The sequence below is a fragment of the Pseudothauera hydrothermalis genome (assembly GCF_003345255.1).
Lineage (GTDB): Bacteria > Pseudomonadota > Gammaproteobacteria > Burkholderiales > Rhodocyclaceae > Pseudothauera > Pseudothauera hydrothermalis.
On sequence record NZ_CP029331.1, the window covers coordinates 2,019,698 to 2,038,679 of the forward strand.

Annotated in this window: 14 protein-coding genes; 7 read left to right on the plus strand and 7 right to left on the minus strand. The window is 63.6% G+C overall.

Going from position 1 to position 18,982, the window contains the following annotated elements; all coding sequences use genetic code 11:
- Positions 1 to 104: 104 nt before the first annotated feature.
- Complete coding sequence (gene urtA / locus DIE29_RS09710; protein ID WP_102041305.1) at positions 105 to 1,361, minus strand: urea ABC transporter substrate-binding protein; 1,257 nt, start codon at positions 1,359 to 1,361, stop codon at positions 105 to 107.
- Positions 1,362 to 1,573: 212 nt separating this feature from the next.
- On the opposite strand from urtA, the gene DIE29_RS09715 reads away from it, so the two are divergent.
- From DIE29_RS09715 to DIE29_RS09730, 4 genes are all read left to right on the plus strand, one after another.
- The gene (locus tag DIE29_RS09715; RefSeq protein WP_114649767.1) at positions 1,574 to 3,976 is read left to right on the plus strand and encodes a sensor domain-containing diguanylate cyclase; all 2,403 of its coding nucleotides are present in this window, start codon (positions 1,574 to 1,576) and stop codon (positions 3,974 to 3,976) included.
- Positions 3,977 to 4,070: 94 nt separating this feature from the next.
- Positions 4,071 to 4,664 carry a chromate transporter gene (locus tag DIE29_RS09720; protein ID WP_114649768.1) on the plus strand — a complete coding sequence of 198 codons (594 nt, stop codon included), beginning with the start codon at positions 4,071 to 4,073 and terminating at the stop codon, positions 4,662 to 4,664.
- Positions 4,661 to 5,212, plus strand: a complete 552-nt coding sequence (locus tag DIE29_RS09725) for a chromate transporter (RefSeq protein WP_114649769.1) — start codon at positions 4,661 to 4,663, stop codon at positions 5,210 to 5,212. The genes DIE29_RS09720 and DIE29_RS09725 overlap by 4 nt, the downstream gene beginning before the upstream one ends.
- Before the next feature lie 84 nt (positions 5,213 to 5,296).
- Positions 5,297 to 8,179, plus strand: coding sequence for a bifunctional diguanylate cyclase/phosphodiesterase (locus DIE29_RS09730; protein ID WP_114649770.1), 2,883 nt, complete (start codon positions 5,297 to 5,299; stop codon positions 8,177 to 8,179).
- Positions 8,180 to 8,199: 20 nt separating this feature from the next.
- On the opposite strand, the gene DIE29_RS09735 is transcribed toward DIE29_RS09730, so the two are convergent.
- From DIE29_RS09735 to greB, 6 genes are all read right to left on the minus strand, one after another.
- Positions 8,200 to 8,658, minus strand: coding sequence for a bacteriohemerythrin (locus tag DIE29_RS09735; RefSeq protein ID WP_102041300.1), 459 nt, complete (start codon positions 8,656 to 8,658; stop codon positions 8,200 to 8,202).
- Between the two features lie 293 nt (positions 8,659 to 8,951).
- Positions 8,952 to 9,902 carry a response regulator transcription factor gene (locus tag DIE29_RS09740; protein ID WP_102041299.1) on the minus strand — a complete coding sequence of 317 codons (951 nt, stop codon included), beginning with the start codon at positions 9,900 to 9,902 and terminating at the stop codon, positions 8,952 to 8,954.
- The gene (locus DIE29_RS09745) at positions 9,886 to 12,903 is read right to left on the minus strand and encodes an ATP-binding protein (RefSeq protein WP_114649771.1); all 3,018 of its coding nucleotides are present in this window, start codon (positions 12,901 to 12,903) and stop codon (positions 9,886 to 9,888) included. The genes DIE29_RS09740 and DIE29_RS09745 overlap by 17 nt, the downstream gene beginning before the upstream one ends.
- A 96-nt stretch (positions 12,904 to 12,999) precedes the next feature.
- Entirely contained in the window at positions 13,000 to 13,599 is a 600-nt protein-coding gene (locus tag DIE29_RS09750; RefSeq protein ID WP_114649772.1) for a GNAT family N-acetyltransferase, read from the minus strand.
- Positions 13,600 to 13,761: 162 nt separating this feature from the next.
- Positions 13,762 to 15,690 carry a molecular chaperone HtpG gene (gene htpG / locus DIE29_RS09755; RefSeq protein ID WP_114649773.1) on the minus strand — a complete coding sequence of 643 codons (1,929 nt, stop codon included), beginning with the start codon at positions 15,688 to 15,690 and terminating at the stop codon, positions 13,762 to 13,764.
- Positions 15,691 to 15,773: 83 nt separating this feature from the next.
- Entirely contained in the window at positions 15,774 to 16,328 is a 555-nt protein-coding gene (greB, locus tag DIE29_RS09760) for a transcription elongation factor GreB (RefSeq protein WP_114649774.1), read from the minus strand.
- Between the two features lie 188 nt (positions 16,329 to 16,516).
- Between greB and DIE29_RS09765 the strand changes: the two genes are divergently transcribed.
- The 3 genes from DIE29_RS09765 to DIE29_RS09775 all read left to right on the plus strand — a co-directional run bounded on the left by DIE29_RS09765 (position 16,517) and on the right by DIE29_RS09775 (position 18,927).
- Positions 16,517 to 16,732, plus strand: coding sequence for a YdcH family protein (locus tag DIE29_RS09765; protein ID WP_114649775.1), 216 nt, complete (start codon positions 16,517 to 16,519; stop codon positions 16,730 to 16,732).
- Between the two features lie 75 nt (positions 16,733 to 16,807).
- The gene (locus tag DIE29_RS09770) at positions 16,808 to 18,112 is read left to right on the plus strand and encodes an O-acetylhomoserine aminocarboxypropyltransferase (RefSeq protein WP_114649776.1); all 1,305 of its coding nucleotides are present in this window, start codon (positions 16,808 to 16,810) and stop codon (positions 18,110 to 18,112) included.
- 5 nt (positions 18,113 to 18,117) lie between these two features.
- On the plus strand, positions 18,118 to 18,927 hold the full coding sequence (locus DIE29_RS09775; RefSeq protein WP_102041292.1) for an alpha/beta fold hydrolase: 810 nt from the start codon (positions 18,118 to 18,120) through the stop codon (positions 18,925 to 18,927).
- Positions 18,928 to 18,982: the final 55 nt, after the last annotated feature.

Sequence of the window (18,982 nt, forward strand, 5' to 3'; positions counted from 1 at the left end):
GGTTTACTCGGAGGACAGACAACCCCGAGCCGGGAAGCGGCCCGCCCGCGGCCGGCTCCGCACACCGCGGGCAAACCAGAGTGCCTATCGCGCTCAAACCCGGCTCAAAACCCCTGCTTGCCTTCGTTACCCTCGATGAACGGGCTCCACGGCTGGGCACGGATCGGTTCCTTGGTCTGCCACACCACGTCGAATTGACCGTCCGGGCGAATCTCTCCGATCAACACCGGTTTGTGCAGGTGGTGGTTGGTCTTGTCCATGGTCAAGGTAAAGCCGGAGGGCGCCTTGAAGGTCTGCCCGCCCATGGCCTTGATCACCGCATCCACATCGGTGGTCTTGGCCTGCTCCACCGCTTGCTTCCACATGTGGATGCCCACATAGGTGGCTTCCATTGGGTCGTTGGTGACCACGGTCTCGGCGTTGGGCACGCCGTTTTTCTTCGCCCAGGTCTTGTACTTTTCAATGAAAGCGGCGTTTTGCGGATTCTTCACCGACATAAAGTAGTTCCAGGCCGCAAGATGGCCGACCAACGGTTTGGTATCCACACCTCGCAGCTCCTCCTCGCCCACCGAGAACGCCACCACCGGCACATCGGTCGCCTTCAGACCGGCGTTGCCCAGTTCCTTGTAGAACGGCACGTTGGAGTCGCCGTTGATGGTGGAGATCACCGCGGTCTTCTTACCCTGCGCGGCAAACTGTTTGATCTTGGCGATGATGGTCTGGTAGTCCGAGTGGCCGAACGGGGTGTAGTCCTCCATGATGTCGGCCTCGCTCACCCCTTTGCTCTTCAAAAAGGCGCGCAGAATCTTGTTGGTGGTGCGCGGATAGACATAATCGGTGCCCAGCAGCACGAAGCGCTTGGCGCCGCCGCCTTCTTCGCTCATCAGGTATTCCACCGCCGGAATGGCCTGCTGGTTGGGCGCCGCACCGGTATAAAAAACGTTTTTCTCCAGCTCCTCACCTTCGTACTGCACCGGGTAAAAGAGCAGACCATTGAGTTCCTTGAACACCGGCAACACCGACTTGCGCGACACCGAGGTCCAGCAGCCGAACACCACCGCTACTTTGTCCTGCGCCAGCAGTTGGCGCGCCTTCTCGGCAAACAGCGGCCAGTTGGAGGCCGGGTCCACCACCACCGGCTCCAGCTTCTTACCCAACACCCCGCCAGCGGCATTGATTTCCTCGATGGTCATCAGCGCCACGTTCTTCAAAGCAGTCTCGGAAATCGCCATGGTGCCTGAGAGCGAATGCAGGATGCCGACCTTGATGGTGTCGGCCGCATGCGCGCCCAGAGGCAGGCCGATGGCGGCGATGGAAGCGGAAAGAGTCAGCGCCTTGAGGAAGTTGCGACGGTTTTGCATGGAAAGTCTCCCTGGTCGTGATCGAATGGGCGTTGCTGCATTGCACGATCACAGCTTAGGGAGACTGACGGATGCACAAAATACGCAAGCTTGCGTAGGGGCGGGAAGCGGTCGGTGCAGAGTTAATCTAACCGCCAGCAGCCCACGGAGAGCTTCCTGAAGCTTACGTCATACGGCAAAATCACGGGTCTTTTCCCAAGCGTAGTCATTCGATGCGCCGTCTGTCCTTCCCCGTGGTCGCCACGCTCGCCGGTTGCCTGCTGGCGCTGCTCTATACGGTGGCCGGGGTGCTGCAGTGGCAAAACGACCGCGAAACGCTGGAGCAGACTTTGGCCAATGAATCCAAGGCGCTGCGTACCACGTTCGAAGTGGCATTGTCCGATCTCGAACAACAGATGCTCACTCTGGCCACCATGGTGGCCGCCGACCCCCAAGTCCGCTATTTCTTTCAACGCGGCAAGGAGGCCGTCGAGGCCGAAGGCGGCGGACCGGGCGGCGCACGCGCGGCGCACTGGCGTGAGGCGCTCTACCGCCATGTCGCGCCGGCCTGGTCCGACATGCAAAAACAATACGGTCTGCGCCAACTGCATTTCCAACTCGGCCCCGGTTCATTGTCTTTCTTGCGGGTCCATACCCCGCAAAAATTCGGCGACCGTATGGACGGTCTGCGCCACATCATCGAAGACGTCAATCGCGACCGCCAACCGCGGGTCGGTTTCGAGACCGGACGCATCTATTCCGGGGTGCGCGGCGTGGTGCCGGTTTGGGCCAGCGCCGACGACGGCACGCGCAGCTACATTGGCGCGCTAGAGGCCGGCACATCCTTCGATATACCGCTCGAACGCTTGGAGCGCCAAGTGGACGCGGGTTTTGCAGTGCTGCTCGATCAGGCGCACGTAGAAGGTGCGGTATGGAACGAGTTCCGCCCGCTCAACGGCACGCGCCAGCCGCACGGCTGCCAGTGTTACCTGGAAGCGGCCTCACGGGAGGAGGTGCGCGCCTGGATGGCCGCCGAGTTACTGCCCCGCATGCACGCCACGCAGACCGTCTCCCACCTGCTGCACTGGGCAGGCAAAGACTGGCATCTGACCGGCTTTCCGCTGCGCGACTATCTCGGCTCGGTCGACCCGGCTCGCGAACCGGTGGGTTCGGTGCTCATTTGGCGTGACAAAAGTGCGACACTAGCCGCCTGGCGCGACCGCCAACAAACGATGGCGGTGCAGCTTGTGCTTGCTTTCCTGTTCTCCCTGGGCCTGTTTTTGGGATTGCTACACGCTGCCCGGCGCGGATTGCAGCAACGCATCGCCGCAGCCACTACGGCGCTGCGCGCCAGCGAGGAACGTTACCGCATCGCCTTTGCCGCGGTGGAAGACGGCCTGTGGGACTGGCACATTCCCACCAACGCCGTGCGTTGGGATACGCGCAGCTTCCAGATGCTAGGCTATCCGGAAGACGCGTTCCCGGTCACGCTGGAGACTTGGCAAAAGCTCTTGCATCCAGAGGATCTGCAGCGCTTCTCGGAATCCCTGCACCGTCAGCTTGCGCGCGGCGGCGTTTTCGTGGGTGAATTCCGTTACCGTCGCACCGATGGTGGCTGGTTGTGGATACAGAGTCGCGGCAAGGTTGTCGACTGGATGGGCGAGGAGCCGGTGCGCATGGTCGGCACGCATACCGATATCACGGCCCGTAAAAGCGCCGAAGAAGCCTTGCTGACCGCCCGCGCACGGCTGGCGACGGTGATCGAAAACTTCCACGGCGGCATTTTGCTAGAAGATGAGCGGCGCACCGTCCAGTTGACCAACCAGATGTTCTGCGATCTGTTCGCGCCGTTCGAGCGTCCCGACACACTGGTCGGCAAAGCGGCCGAAGCGGTCCTCGACGCTAGCGCCGACCGTTTCCAGGCCCCGATGCAATTCAGGGAAAGCACCCGCCAGCTGGTGGCAGGTCGTCAGGCGAAAACGGGCGAGGAGCTGCTGTTGTCCGATGGTCGTGCGCTGGAGCGCGACAGCCTGCCCATTTTCGACGGCAGCCGCTTCCTCGGCCATCTATGGCTGTACCGTGACATCACCGAGCGCAAGACGCGCGAACGCGAACTGCACCGCCTGGCCACCACCGACCTGCTCACCGGCCTGCCCAACCGGCGCTACTTTCTGGAGCGGGTGGAACAGGAGCTGGCTCGCCTGCGTCGCTTTGGCACGCCCGCCGCGCTGCTGATGATGGATATCGACCACTTCAAGCAAGTCAACGATCTCTACGGTCACCCCACCGGGGATGCAGTGCTGCGCCATTTCGCCGAGGTCGCCGGCGGCAACCTGCGCCGTATCGACCTGCTCGGCCGCCTGGGCGGTGAAGAATTCGCTGCCCTGCTGCCCGGCACCGACGCCGATGGCGCCCGCCTGCTGGCCGAACGCCTGCGCCTGAAGATCGCCAGCGCACCGTGCGTGGCCGGGAAGAAACGGGTGAAAGTCACCGTCAGTATCGGCATCACCCTGTTGCATGCCGGCGATACCGGCAGCGACCGACCGCTGGCGCGTGCCGATGCCGCGCTCTACCGCGCCAAGCGGGCCGGCCGCAACCGGGTGGAAGCCGAGCTGCAACTGACCGAAGCCGTTTGAGGGGCAGCGATGGCCGCTACTTGCCGCATCAGAACCGACACCACACCCTCCGGCCAAGCCAGCCCTTTGGATTCATTGCCCACCTGAGCGCACCATGCAGCCTGCCGACGTCACTTCACCCAACGCCGCGCCCGCCTCGCCCCGGGCATTGTTTCTCACCTTTACTGTACTGGCGCTGCAAGGCTTTGGGGGCGTGCTGGCCGTGGCCCAACGCGAGTTGGTGGAGCGCAAACGCTGGTTGAGCCGGGACGAGTTTCTGGAAGCTTATTCGGCGTCGCAACTGCTACCTGGGCCCAACGTGGTCAACATCGCGCTGATGCTCGGCGACCGTTTCTTTGGCTGGCGTGGCGCGCTGGCTGCGATGGCCGGCATGCTGGCTGTGCCGCTGGCCATCGTGCTGCTGCTGGCCGCCAGCTATGGGCAATTCAGCCACCATCCGATGGTAGCCGGCGCACTCCGGGGCATGGGCGCGGTGGCGGCCGGCCTGACGGTGGCCATGGCTTTGAAACTGCTCGGCAGCTTGCGTAACAATCCCATGGGGCCGACCGTGTGCGCGATTTTGCTACTGGCAACCCTGATGGCGATCGCTGCACTTCGCCTGCCGCTCGCGGGCGTGGTGCTGGGCCTTGGTGCCCTGGGGTGGTCGGCCGCACGCTGGCGTCTGCGCAAAGCGGCAGCGCGGCGATGAACGGCTCGCTCGCTGGGGCCGATCTGGCCGACTTGTTGGTGCACTTTTTGGTTCTGTCGTTGCTGGCCATCGGCGGGGCAATGTCCACCGTGCCAGAGATGCATCGTTACCTGGTGGTCGATCGCGGCTGGCTGGATGACGCCGGCTTTACCTCGTCGATTGCGCTGGCGCAGGCCGCACCCGGTCCGAATGTGCTCTTCGTGCCGGTGCTGGGCTACCAGATCGCCGGCTTGCTCGGAGCCGCGGTCGCGCTGATTGGCATTTTGCTGCCCTCTACGCTGCTTTCGCTGGCCGTCAGCCGCTGGGCCAGCACACGGCGGGACAAGCCGGGCGTACGCGCTTTCACCGCGGGTCTTGCGCCGGTGACCATCGGCCTTCTGCTCGCCACCGGCTGGGTGCTCGCCCAGCCCTTTTTGGCCCGCGGCACCCCCCCATACGGCGCGCTGGCCGCGATCGGGCTGACCGTGCTGGCGATGCTGCGCACTCAGGCCGCGCCAATCTGGCTGATTCTGGCCGGCGCGCTGGCCGGCGCCGGCGGCCTGATCTGATGCCGGCTTTAGCCGCTCACCCGACGCTGCGCTACACTGGCCCTACTTCTTTAGTACTAAATCCATACGCCGCGAGTCTGCCGCGTGAATCTCTCCGACAAAGCCCGCACCGTTCCCCGCATCCACCTGATCGGCACCCTGACCATCGTCAGCGCTCTTACTGTGCTGCTCGGCAGTTTTTTTGCCTGGCAGAACCTGGTCGACCAGCAAAAATCCATCGAACGGCTGGAAGAGGCCATATCGCGGCAACTGGTCGAACGTCTACAGGCGGAAATGGCGCTGGCGCTTGATTTCGTGGAGTTTACCCGCGCGGGCACTGAAGCTTTGCTGCGGCAGGAGTTGGTCGAGCAAGTCGATCAGGCCATGGCCATTGCCGAGGGCATTTACCGCAGCGCATCCGGTCATCACCCGCCCGAAGTCGTTCAACGGCTGATCGTCGAGGCGCTGCGGCCGGTGCGTTTTTTCGACGGGCGCGGCTATTACTTCATCGACGACATGACGGGCCGCTTCATCCTGCTGCCCACCGCGCCCCACCTGGAAGGCCGCCTAATGCCCGACAACCAGGACGACACCGGTCACTTCATCATGCGCGGCTTGATCGAGGCGGCGCGCAAACCCAAAGAGCAAAGTTTTTCCCGTTACCGCTGGTACCGCCCGGACGACCCGCAGCACATGGCGGATAAGCTCGCTTACGTCCGGCATTTTCCCCCCTTCGACTGGTTGATCGGCACCGGCGACTACATCCATGAATGGGAGGCCCGGCAACAGCGCGCCGTGCTGACACGCCTGCGCAGTCAGCGTTTTGGCGACAGCGGCGGTTTCTCGGTGATCGACCGCGACGGCCGGGTGCTGCTATCGGCCGAGGCGCCGGAGCTGGAAGGCAAGCGCTTGGACGACATCCCGCCATCGACCGCTCAGTTGTTGCGTGCATTCGCAGAACTGGCCGATAGCCATCAGGAGGTATTGCGCTATGAATGGCCGGATCGGAGCGCCGGCGCGACGCTGCCCCGGTTGGCCTTTGCACAGAACATCCCGGAATGGGGCTGGACGCTGATTGCCACGGTGGCCGAAAAAGCGTTGCGCGACGAACTGAGCCGCGAGCGGCTCGACGCTGAAGAGGTCAATGGCGACCGCTTGCTGAAGTTCAGTGCGGTCATCGGCATCGTCTTGTTGATTGCCATGAGCGCATCACTGCTATTTTCGCGCTGGTCCCACCGCCTGTTCCGCGCCTACCACGAGGAAAACGCCGCGCAGCGCGAAGCACTGCGCCAGCAGGCGGGCAAACTGCGCGAAAGCGAGGACCGGCTGGCCACCATCCTGGACAGCGTCGAAGCCTACATTTACATCAAGGACCCGCAATACCGCTATCGCTACGCCAACCGCCGTGTGCGCGAGCTATTCGGCCGCGAGCTCGATGCCATCATCGGTGAGCGCGACGAGTCTTTTTTTGATCCGGACACCGCCCGGCAACTGCTGGAAAACGACAAACAGGTCATCGAACACGGCAAGCGGGTTGCGGTCGAAGAGCGCAGCGTGTTGCGCGACGGCGGCGAAGCCCGCACTTTTTTGTCGATCAAACTGCCGCTGCGCCGGGATGACGGTGAAATCTACGCGCTGTGCGGCATCTCCACCGACATCACCCAACGCAAGCGCATGGAAGACGAAATCCGCCAGCTTGCCTTCTACGACCCGCTGACCGGTCTGGCCAATCGCCGTCTGCTCGCCGACCGGCTGCAACAGCAACTGCTGGCCAGTGCGCGCAGCGGCCAATACGGCGCCCTGCTGTTCATCGATCTGGACAATTTCAAAACGCTCAACGACACCCTGGGCCATGACGCCGGCGACTTGCTGCTCCAGCAGGTTGCGCACCGACTCGGCTTCTGTGTGCGCCAAGGCGACACCGTGGCGCGCTTTGGCGGCGACGAATTCGTCTGCATGCTCAACGACCTCGGCAATTCCGCAGCGGCCGCCGCCGCCCACGCCAAAACCGTGGGCGAAAAAATACTGGAGCTTTTGCGTCAGCCGTTTCGCATTCACAGCCGGATTCATGTGAGCACGCCCAGCATTGGCATCACAGTGTTTGCCGGGCACCAGGCGACGGTGGAAGAGCTGCTCAAACAGGCCGACATGGCGATGTATCAGGCCAAGACCGCCGGGCGCAATGGCCTGCGCTTTTTTGACCCGCAGATGCAGGCCCGCCTTCAGGAACGGGCCACGCTGGAAAGCGAGCTGCGCCTGGCGCTGGACGCCGGGCAACTGTCCCTGTACTACCAGCCGCAGGTCGACATCGATGGCCGCATCACCGGCGTCGAGGCCCTGTTACGCTGGACACATCCGCAGCGCGGCCCCGTCGCACCGGGCGATTTCATCGCGCTGGCCGAAGAAACCGGCCTGATTCTACCGATTGGCGCTTGGGTGCTCGAATCCGCCTGCGAACAACTGCGGCGCTGGAGCGCCGCGCCGGCGACCGCCGGATGGACCGTGTCGGTCAATGTGAGCGCCCTGCAGTTTCAGCAGGCCGACTTCGTCGATCTGGTCATCGACACCCTGGCGCGTCATGGCGCCAATCCGCACCGGCTGACGCTGGAATTGACCGAAAGCATGGTCCATGACATCGACCACACCTTGCCGCGCATGCACGCACTCAAAGCGCACGGCATTCGTTTTTCACTGGACGATTTCGGTACCGGCTACTCCTCATTGGCGTACCTGAAACGCTTGCCGCTGGACGAATTGAAGATCGACCGCTCTTTTGTGCGCGATCTACTCACCGATCCAAACGACGCCCTGATCGCACAGACCATCGTCTCCCTGACCCGCACTCTGGGCCTACGGGTGATCGCCGAAGGCGTGGAGACGGCAGCACAAAGGCAAGCGCTGATCGCCCAGGGCTGCCTGCATTTCCAGGGCTATTTGTTTTCACCGCCGGTCCCGGCGGAACGCCTGACAGCCGGCCTCGCAGAGTAAGGCGCGCACTGCGAGCGTGGCTACAGGCGTCTGAACTGGGCAAAAAAGCGCCCCAGCACACTGCCGAGCGGGCGGCCCTGACGATAATCGGCCGCATAAGCGCGGTCTTCGGCCTGAATGTGCTTGGCCAGCCAATCGCTCAGAAAGTGCAGTAGATCCAGGCTGATCTCTTTGCCCTGGCGCAAATCTTCACGGGCGGCGCGAATTCGCGCCACGAACTGGGCATGCTGCCGACGATGCGCCTCCAACCCGGCAAAGCCTTCGCTTTGCATGAACGCTTCTTCGGCGCTGAAATGCGTGACCGAATAATGTTCCAGCTCATCCAGGATTTTTTGCATTTCCGCGCCTTTGGCGCGCCGCACGATTGCCGACCAGAGATGGTTCATGATCTCGAACAGCACCTTATGCTGTTCGTCGATCTGTTCCAGCCCCAGGCTATAGCTGTCATCCCACTGCACCAGACAATCCCTTGCACTCATCGTGTCCCTCCGCTCAACGGGTGAACCAACCTGCGGACCGAACGGCCCGCAAACCTTTTGCCGCCGACCGGTCAGCGTGACCGGCTCGATCGGGCGCGTCTGAAGCATTCGAGTAGCAAAAACCGAACCAGCTTGTGAACGCGCATCTTGCCGCAGCCTGCATCGTTTGCGCGGCATGCGCCCCACTCCATCAACATAACATATGGCTACATAAATTTCGTTAAAAAAACACCCTGCCGCACTCGCAAGATCGATCCGGCATGCGCGACGGCAGCCGCAGCGACGCGGCCCGCTCAACCTTGGCCCAGCACGCCGCGTATTTTTTTCATTGCCACCGCAGCCGCAGCGGTACGGGTTTCCACCCCGAGTTTGTCGAACACGTGCTCCAAGTGCTTGTGCACCGTGCGCGGACTGGTGCCGAGGATGTCGCCAATGTCGCGGTTGGTTTTGCCGTGGATTACCCAGTAGAGCACTTCGGCCTCGCGCGCGGTCAGACGGAACGCGGCAACCAAGGCTTCGATGGCCGAGGCGTCGTTTTCTTCACGCAGCACGATCAACCACGCCTCCTCGCCGTCTTCGGCGCCACACGGGTGCAAGGTGGCAAGCAAACGACGCGGGCCATCGGCATGCACCCATTGCGGGGGCGCTTCGCCGTTACGCCGGGCGCGCTCGGCCTGTTCCGCCCAGGCGAGCAGACGCGGCGGCGCAGCCCCTCCGGTTTGCGGAAACCACTCGGCAAGCAGACTGCGGGCCAGCGCGGTTTGCCAGGTGATGCGCCGGCTGGCGCGGTCGATGGCCACCGTGCCCTGACCGAAGGCATCCAGTGCGCTGCGGGCTTGGCGCATCTGGCGCGCGCTGTGCAGATGGGCGGCAATGCGCGCCAGCACTTCGGCCGGGCGGATCGGCTTGGTGACGTAGTCCGAACCGCCGGCGGCAAACGCCGCCACCAGGTGTTCGGTTTCGGTGAGCCCGGTCATGAACACGATGGGGATGTGCTGGGTGAGGAAATCCGCCTTCAGCCGGCGCGCCACCTCGAAGCCGTCCATGCCCGGCATCACCGCGTCGAGCAACACGATGTCGGGCAAACTTTGACGCGCGCGGGCGAGCGCAGCCTCCCCATGGGTGGCCACCAGCACGGTATAGCCGGCTTCATCCAGCGCGTCGTGCAGCAGCGAGAGGTTCTCGGGCACGTCGTCTACGATCAGTACGATTTCGGTGTCGCTTGTGTTACGCACGGGATTCATGAGCGGCCTGAATGAGGGAACGCATGGCGTCGAACTGGAATTCGCGCGCCCGGCTGCGCAGCCGGCGGACAAACTCGGCGCAGGCCGGTTCGTCGGCTTCGATCTGGTCGAGCTTTGCCAGAATGCCGCGCAAATAGCCCAAACCGATCAGCTCATCGAGCGCCTGCAATGCCTCGGGCTGCGGATATACCCACGCCGGCTGCGGGGGCGGCTCGCTTACCCGGTGCAACGCCGTCCGGCTGGGTTGGCTGAGTACGGGCGCCTCGGCCACCCGCGGCAGAAACAAACGAATGCGGAAGGTGCTGCCCTGCCCGAGAACGCTGTCGACCTGGATCTCCCCGCCCATCAGGTCGGTGAGCATGCGCGCAATGGTCAACCCCAGGCCGGTGCCGCTGGCCTCGGCGTTGCCGGAAACACCGCGTGCAAAGGGTTCGAAGATGCGCGCCAAATCTTCGGCGGCGATGCCCGGTCCGCTGTCGCGCACCTCGAACACCGCCATCTCGCGCGCATAGCGCAGGCCCAGCACCACCTCGCCACGCAAGGTGAATTTCACCGCGTTGCCAACGATATTGATCAAGATTTGACGCAAGCGCTTTTCATCCGCGCGCACCACCGCGGGCAGCTCGCCCTCTTGCCGATAACGGAAACCAATGCCCTTGTCGCGCGCCTGCAAGGCGAACATATGCACCAGATCATCGACCAAGGCCGGGAAATCGAACGCAACGCGTTCGAGCTTGAGCTTGCCGCCTTCGATACGGGCAATGTCCAGCGTGCCTTCGATCAGCGACAGCAGGTGCTCGCCGCTTCGACGGATGACCCGCAGCGCCTGACGGCGCTTTTCCGGCACTTGCGGGTCGTCGGCCAGCATCTGGGCATAGCCGAGAATACTGTTCAAGGGTGTGCGCATCTCATGGCTGATGGTGGTGATGTAGCGCGTCTTGGCTTGGTTGGCTTGATCGGCCTGAGCGCGCGCGCGTTGCAGCTGCTCGTCGGTGCGGCGGTGCAGCTCGATTTCGCGCATCAGCAAATGCGTTTGACGGTTGGATTCCTCCTGCGCCACCAGGCGGCTTTTGTGTGCCAGCACCAGCCACCAAGCCACCACCCCGGTCACCAGCAACAGCGCGGCGTAAGCCTTGATGAAGCTTGCCTGCAGGGCCGGCACCAGCGCGGCATGTTCGCGCCCCAGGGACTCGGCCTGGTGCAGATAGAGCAGGCCGAGCAACAGCGCCAGCGCCGGCACGAGAAAAAGCATCAGCAGCAGAAAGTGGCCCAAGCCGGAATGCAGCCAGGGCTGCAGCGCGGCCGGCAGGCGGCGCCCGACCAGCGCCGCCCATTGCGCGGCCATCGTGGCCTGCGGCTTGCACAGATCGTGGCAACGCGCATCCAACGCACAACACAAAGAGCAGATGTGCCCCTGGTAGGCCGGGCAGTGGGCCATGTCGTCGGATTCGTACTCGCGCTCGCACACCACGCAGCGCCGCGGGGCGCCGCCCGCCGGCGCCTGGTCGGCGCGCGCCAGGTAGTAGCGCCCACCGGTAGCCCAGGCGATCAAAGGGGCCGCAATAAAGGCCACACCCAGGCTGATCAGGGTCGCAAAGGGTTGCACCGCCGCACCGAACGCGCCCAGGAAAGCCGCCACCGACAGCGTGGAGGCGAGCAACATTGCTCCCACCCCCACCGGGTTGATGTCGTACAGATGCGCGCGCTTGAACTCGATACCCTTGGGCGACAGGCCCAGCGGCTTATTGATCACCAAGTCGGCGGCCACCGCGGCGAACCAGGCCACCGCAACGTTGGAATACAGCCCCAGCACCTGGCCGAGCGCCTGGAACACGTCGAGCTCCATCAGCATCAGCGCGATCAAGGTGTTGAACACCATCCACACCACCCGGCCGGGATGGCTGTGGGTGAGGCGGGCAAAGAAATTGGACCACGCCAGCGAGCCGGCGTAGGCGTTGGTGACATTGATCTTCAACTGCGAGACCACCACGAAGACCGCGGTCACCGCGAGCACCACGCGCGGGTCGTCGAACACATAGCCGAAGCCGATCAAATACATCTGGTTGGGGTCGACCGCCTTGTCGGCCGGCACCATCGCGGTGAGTGCAAGGTAGGCGAGCAGCGCGCCGCCCAGCATCTTCACCGCCCCCATGACCACCCAGCCGGGCCCGCCGAGCAGCACCGCGAACCACCAGCGCGCGCGGTTCGCCTGGGTGCACTCCGGCATGAAACGCAGGTAATCGACCTGCTCACCAATCTGGGTGATCAGCGCAATGCCAACGGTCACCGCCGCACCAATGAGGTGCATGCTGAAGGCGCCGCCCTGCCCGTCCTGCCCCGGATAGGTGAACAGCCCGTCCAGCACCTCGGGCTCCTGCATCAGCAGAAAAACATAGGGCAGCACCAGCAGGATCAGCCACAGCGGTTGCGAGAGCGTCTGCAGCCGGCTGATGTGGGTAATGCCGTGGGTGACCAGCGGAATCACCACCAGCGCGCTCACCATGTAGCCCCACACCGGCGCAAGGCCGAAAGCCAGCTCCAGCGCGTAGGCCATGATCGCCGCTTCCAGCGCGAACAGGATGAAGGTGAAGCTAGCGTAGATCAGCGAGGTGATGGTCGAGCCGATGTAGCCGAAGCCCGCGCCACGGGTGAGCAAATCCATATCCACGCCGTGACGCGCGGCATAGACACTGATCGGCAGACCGGTGGCGAAGATGATCAGGCTCATCAGCACGATGGCCCAAAACATGTTGATGAAGCCGTAATTGACCAGCAGCGTGGCGCCAACCGCCTCCAGCACCAGAAAGGCCGCCGCGCCAAAGGCGGTATTGGCCACGCGCAGCTCGCTCCACTTGCGAAAGCTGCGCGGGGTAAAGCGCAGCGCGTAATCCTCCAGCGTCTCACGCGCCACCCAGGCGTTGTAGTCGCGGCGCACCTTCATTACGCGCTGCACGGGCTGAACGGTTGGCGAAGAAGAAACAGGCGGCGGCAAAGCAGACATGACGCTTCTGACTCGAACGACGCCGATCGCTTTGCAAACCTCGTGCCACGACCGTTCGCACGCTCAAACGACAGACCATGGCCGCCCGCATCCGGGCTAGACCTGTGAATCGCCGACCTGTGCTGGCACAACCGGGGGCCGCGCAGCAGCGCCAATGGGCGGTAGAGTCGGCACCAACGCCAGCGTGACCCGCATCACCACCGCCGAACCGTCCCATGGCTCGACCCGGAATCCGAAGCGGCGCGCGCAATCGAGCATCCGCCGGTTGCTCGCCAGCACCCGCCCAGTCAGTCGCCACAAGCCTCGGCGCCGCGCATCGTCGGCCAGCGTGGCGATCAGCCGACGGCCGATGCCCCGCCCCTGCCAGGCATCGGCCACCACCAGGGCAAACTCGCAGGCCCGCGGTTCGCCGCCGACGCAGTAGCCAGCCAAACCCACCATGTCGGCTCGCGTACGGTCGGTGACAAACGCCCCGTAACTGGCCCCCTCGCGCGGATCGGGGGTGCATAAGGCATACAATTGGTCTGCAGCCAACACGATGTCGCCGCGGCCAAAACGAAAATAGCGTGCGCCATAAGACAGGCCGCTGAGAAAAGCCTGTAATGCGCCCATATCCGAGGCAACCAGCGGACGAACATCGGGCGCAACAACCGACGGTCCACCCTCGACGCCCGCCTCTGGCCACACCCACCCCATACGCAGCCCCTGTCTTGATCGTACCCGGTTGCGATTGCGATGCCGGGAGCCTAACGGCCGAAAGTGTCCTGGCGATGACAGCGCCGCTGCGAACCGGGTGCGGATAAAAAACGGCCGCGGGCATCCGCGGCCGTCTTGGGCACATTGCGCAACCAGAAAGATTTATTGGTTGCTTACTGCCAGCATCAGCTGATTGACCCGTTTCACGAAGGTGGCCGGATCGTCCAAAGTGCCGCCTTCGGCCAGCAAGGCCTGGTCGAACAGTACTGCAGCCCAGTCATCGAAGTGCTTGTCCTCGTACTTCAGGCGCAGCACCGCCGGGTGATTGGGGTTGATCTCCAGGATGGGCTTGGAGGCCGGGGCATTCTGCCCGGCAGCCTTGAGAATGCGCGCCAGATTCATGCCCAGATCGTGTTCATCGGCCACCAGGCAGGCAGGCGAATCGGTCAGCCGCAGCGTCACTCTCACATCCTTGACGCGCTCACCGAGGCTGGCCTTCATTTTTTCCAACAGATCCTTGTATTCGTCCGCGGCTTTTTGGACTTCCTTCTTTTCGGCCTCGTCTTCCAAGGCGCCCAGATCCAGTCCGCCCTTGGCCACCGATACCAACGGTTTGCCGTTGAATTCGGTGAGATGACCGGTCACCCATTCATCCACACGGTCTGACAGTAGCAGCACCTCGATGCCCTTTTTGCGGAACACTTCCAGGTGCGGGCTGTTCTTGGCGGCATTGAAGGATTCCGCGGTGACGTAATAGATCTTGTCCTGACCTTCTTTCATGCGGCCGATATAGTCGGCCAGCGATACCACTTCATCCGGGGTGTCGGTATGGGTGGAGGCAAAGCGCAACAGCCCTGCGATTTTTTCCTTGTTGGCAAAATCCTCACCCACGCCTTCCTTGAGCACCTTGCCAAACTCTTTCCAGAAGGTGGCGTATTTGGCCCGTTCGGCCTCGTCTTCGCTGTTGGCAAGACTTTCGAGCAACGACAACACCTTTTTGGTGCACCCTTGGCGGATGGCGTCGATGTCTTTGGATTCCTGCAAGATTTCGCGCGAAACGTTGAGCGGTAGATCGTTGGAATCCACCACCCCGCGCACGAAGCGCAGATAGGTGGGCATCAGCTTCTCGGCGTCGTCCATGATGAACACGCGCTTGACGTAGAGCTTGACGCCGTGGCGGGCGTTGCGGTCCCACAGATCGAAAGGCGCATGAGACGGCAGGTAGAGAAGCTGGGTGTATTCCTGACGGCCTTCGACACGCGCGTGAATCCAGGCCAGCGGATCGTCATAGTCGTGGGCGACGTGCTTATAGAAGGCTTTGTAGTCGTCGTCGGAGATCTCGTTCTTTGGCCTGGCCCACAGCGCGCTGGCCTGGTTGACGGTTTCATACTCGTCACGCAGCACCTGCGCTTTCTTCTCCTCGTCCCACTCCTCCTTTCTCATCTGGATCGGCTGGACGATGTGATCGGAGTATTTACTGATCAGACTCCTGAGTTTCCAGCTCGACAGCAGATCGTCTTGCCCTTCGCGCAGATGCAGAATGATTTGGGTGCCGCGCTCGGCGCGTTCGACCTGCTCAATGGTGTATTCACCGGCGGTGTCGCCGCTCATCGTGCATTCCCAGCGCACCCCCGCGGCGGCCGGCAAACCGGCGCGCCGGCTCTGTACGGTGACCTTGTCGGCGACGATGAAGGCGGAGTAAAAACCCACGCCAAACTGACCGATCAGATGGGCGTCTTTTTGCTGATCGCCGGTCAGCTTGCCGAAAAATTCTTTGGTGCCGGACTTGGCGATGGTGCCCAGATTGGTCACCGCTTCGTCGCGGCTCATGCCGATGCCGTTGTCGGTGATGGTGAGCGTGCGCGCGTCTTTGTCAAAATCGACACGAATTTTCAGTTCGCCATCGCCTTCGAACAGCGCCGGATTGTCGAGCGCCTCGAAACGCAACTTGTCGCAAGCATCCGAAGCATTGGAGATCAGCTCGCGCAGAAAGATCTCGCGGTTCGAGTACAGCGAATGGATCATCAGGTGAAGCAACTGCTTCACCTCGGCCTGGAAATTCAAGGTCTGGGCGGTCGCGGTCTCGGACATCGATGAAGCTCCATATTGATGACTGGAAGAACGCGCCTCAAAGTGGGGGCATTGCAAACCTGTTTCAAGCCCCGCATACCGCTTCAGCGATAGACAATCTCTAACACCTCGATCTCCCGCACGCCGGCCGGGCTCATGAACCGAACCACATCGCCTTCGCGCGCCTTGAGCAACGCCCGCGCCAGCGGCGAAATCCAACTGATGCGCCCGGCGGTGACATCGGCCTCGTCCACACCCACGATCTGCCAGGTTTGCGCATCGTCGCCGGCGACATCCCGGATGGTCACCGTGGCGCCGAAAAACACCTGGTCGGTGTTCTCCTGCTCGGCCGGATTGACCACCGTAGCGTTCTCCAGGCGCTTGATCAGAAAGCGGATGCGTCGGTCGATCTCACGCAAGCGTTTTTTGCCGTAGATGTAGTCACCATTTTCCGAACGGTCGCCGTTACCGGCCGCCCAGGCGATGGTTTCCACCAGCTTGGGGCGCTCGATGCGCACCAGTTGGTCGAGCTCTTCGCGCAGCTGCCGATGACCACGCGGCGTCATGTAGTTTTTGCTGCCAGGCGGCAGTCGCAGCGCCGGGGCAAGTTCCTCGTCGTCGTCCTGACCGTCGCTTTCTTTTACAAATGCCTTATTCACGATGACTGTCGATCACATGGTGTTGCCAAAGCGGCAATGGTAATCCAGCACAACACAAGGTGCAGCGCCCGCTCACGGCGGCACTCGAGACCTGAGCGCCATTGTCATGCAGGACGCACACGCCTACCATTGACGCCCAAAAACTATCCACCCACGGCGCGGCTGCGCGCCTTGCCGGATACGCCACCATGGACGACAGCGCCTTCGACGATGTAACCAACCTGCAGACTCGCCTGGCGGTCCTGCGCGCCGAGCATCGCGACCTGGATGAAGCGATTGCCCGCCTGAGCGCCACACCAACCGAGGACGAACTGCTGCTGCGTCGACTGAAAAAGCGCAAGCTCGCCCTCAAGGACCGCATTGCAATCATCGAGCGCATGCTCGAACCCGACGAGCTCGCCTGAACGCACAGGCAGGCACGGTATCGCCCACACGCCGAGGTTTGCCCAACGTTCCTCACAACCCGCGGACATTCATCGATGACATCATCCAGCCCTTATGGGCGGCAGACGCTTGCACTGCACGCCGGCCAGTCCCCCGACCCGACCCACGGTTCGCGCGCCACGCCGATCCACTTCACCACCAGCTACGTCTTCCCGGATACCGAACGTGCGGCCGAGCTGTTCAACCTCGAACGGCCCGGCCACGTCTATTCGCGTATTTCCAACCCCACCAACGCGGTGCTGGAAGAGCGCGTCGCGGCGCTGGAAGAAGGCGTCGGCGCGATCGCGCTGGCCAGCGGTCAGGCCGCGCTGCACCTGGCGATCGCCACCTTGATGGGCGCTGGCGGCCACATCGTTGCTTCGCGCTCGCTGTACGGCGGCTCGCACAATCTGCTCGGCTACACCCTGCCGCGCTTCGGCATCCACACCACTTTCGTCGACCCGCGCGACCCGGACGCCTGGCGCGCCGCGGTGCGCCCGGAAACACGGCTGTTCTTTGGCGAGTCGCTCGGCAACCCCGGGTTGGAGGTGCTCGACATCCCCACCGTGGCGCAGATCGCCCACGAGCACCGTGTGCCGCTGCTGGTCGACGCCACCCTGGTCACCCCCTGCCTGCAGCGCCCGCTGGAACTGGGCGCCGACCTGGTGATGCACTCGGCCACCAAGTTCCTCGGCGGCCACGGCGTGGCGGTGGGCGGCGTGCTGGTCGATGGAGGGCGCTTCGACTGGGAAGCTTCCGGCCTCTTCCCCACGCTTACCGAACCCTATGACGGCTTTCACGGCATGGACTTTGCCGAAGAGTCGCCGGTGGCCGCTTTCCTGCTGCGCGCGCGCCGAGAGGGGCTACGCGACTTTGGCGCCTGCCTGTCGCCGATGAACGCCTTTCAGCTCTTGCAGGGCCTGGAGACGCTGCCTGTGCGCATGCGCGCCCATGTCGACAACGCCCGCGCGGTGGCCGAACACCTGGCCGCCCACCCGCTGGTCGAGAAAGTCTCCTACCCCGGACTGGCGAACCACCCGGACCACGAACTCGCCACCCGCCTGCTGTCCGAAGGCTGCGGCGCCGTCCTGTCGTTCGAACTGAAGGGCGGACGCGCGGCAGGACGCGCCTTCATCGAGGCACTCAAGCTCTTTTCCCACCTGGCCAACGTGGGCGACACCAAGTCGCTGGTCATCCACCCGGCCAGCACCACCCACTTTCGCATGTCGGCGGCCGACCTGGCCGCGGCCGGCATTGGCGAAGGCACGGTGCGCCTGTCGGTGGGGCTGGAAAATGCCAGCGACCTGATCGCCGATCTCGACCGCGGCCTGTACGCCGTCGGCAAGCTGATGAAAGGGTGAGCGGAATGGATCTTTTTGTGCTCGACACCCCGACCCGGGTCTATACCGGCGGCCGCAGCTTCGACCGCGAACTGCCCACCGTGGTACTGATCCACGGCGCCGGCCACGACCATAGCGTATGGAATTACCCGGCGCGGCATCTCGCCCACCACGGCTTCGGCGTACTCGCCCCCGACCTGCCGGGACACGGTGCCTCGGGTGGCGATGCGCTGGCCTCGATCGAGGCCCTGGCCGATTGGATCGCCGCCCTGCTCGATGCCGCCGGCGTGGTCCGTGCCGCGCTGGTCGGCCACAGCATGGGCTCGCTGGTGGCGCTGGAGGCCGCCGCCCGCTTCCCGGAACGCGCCGCCGCGCTGGTGCTGGTTGGCAGCGTCGCGCCGATGCCGGTGGCCCCGCCACTGCTCGAGGCCGCCGCCGGCAACCGGCCCAAGGCGCATGCGATGATCAACCAGTGGTCCTACACCCCCGCCGCCCACCTGGGTGCCAGCGCCTCGCCCGGTCTGTGGCTGCCCGGCGCCAACAGCCGCCTGATGGAACACCAGGGCGCCGGCGTGCTGGCCGCCGATCTGGCCGCCTGCAACGCCTATGTGCGCGGCCTGGAGGCCGCCGGCGCGGTACGCTGCCCCACCTTGCTGGTCTGCGGCGAGCGTGACCAGATGACCCCGCCGCGTGCTGTAAGACCCTTACTCGAGGCGCTTGTCAATGCGGCAGGCGGCGCGCGTATGATGACGATACCCGGTGCCGGCCACGCCATGATGACCGAAACACCGGATGCGGTAACCGATGCGATAAGGGGGTTTCTCACCAACGACTAAACCCATATCGGGGGCAAGCCCTTTGCACCGCCGAAGCTCGCACCTAGCGGTCCGC

Excerpts from the sequence above, each read along its gene's own strand:
- urtA (WP_102041305.1), bottom strand. The coding sequence starts at position 1,361 with ATGCAAAACCGTCGCAACTTCCTCAAGGCGCTGACTCTTTCCGCTTCC.
- DIE29_RS09715 (WP_114649767.1), top strand. The coding sequence starts at position 1,574 with ATGCGCCGTCTGTCCTTCCCCGTGGTCGCCACGCTCGCCGGTTGCCTG.
- DIE29_RS09720 (WP_114649768.1), top strand. The coding sequence starts at position 4,071 with ATGCAGCCTGCCGACGTCACTTCACCCAACGCCGCGCCCGCCTCGCCC.
- DIE29_RS09725 (WP_114649769.1), top strand. The coding sequence starts at position 4,661 with ATGAACGGCTCGCTCGCTGGGGCCGATCTGGCCGACTTGTTGGTGCAC.
- DIE29_RS09735 (WP_102041300.1), bottom strand. The coding sequence starts at position 8,658 with ATGAGTGCAAGGGATTGTCTGGTGCAGTGGGATGACAGCTATAGCCTG.
- DIE29_RS09740 (WP_102041299.1), bottom strand. The coding sequence starts at position 9,902 with ATGAATCCCGTGCGTAACACAAGCGACACCGAAATCGTACTGATCGTA.
- DIE29_RS09745 (WP_114649771.1), bottom strand. The coding sequence starts at position 12,903 with ATGTCTGCTTTGCCGCCGCCTGTTTCTTCTTCGCCAACCGTTCAGCCC.
- DIE29_RS09750 (WP_114649772.1), bottom strand. The coding sequence starts at position 13,599 with ATGGGGTGGGTGTGGCCAGAGGCGGGCGTCGAGGGTGGACCGTCGGTT.
- htpG (WP_114649773.1), bottom strand. The coding sequence starts at position 15,690 with ATGTCCGAGACCGCGACCGCCCAGACCTTGAATTTCCAGGCCGAGGTG.
- DIE29_RS09765 (WP_114649775.1), top strand. The coding sequence starts at position 16,517 with ATGGACGACAGCGCCTTCGACGATGTAACCAACCTGCAGACTCGCCTG.
- DIE29_RS09770 (WP_114649776.1), top strand. The coding sequence starts at position 16,808 with ATGACATCATCCAGCCCTTATGGGCGGCAGACGCTTGCACTGCACGCC.
- DIE29_RS09775 (WP_102041292.1), top strand. The coding sequence starts at position 18,118 with ATGGATCTTTTTGTGCTCGACACCCCGACCCGGGTCTATACCGGCGGC.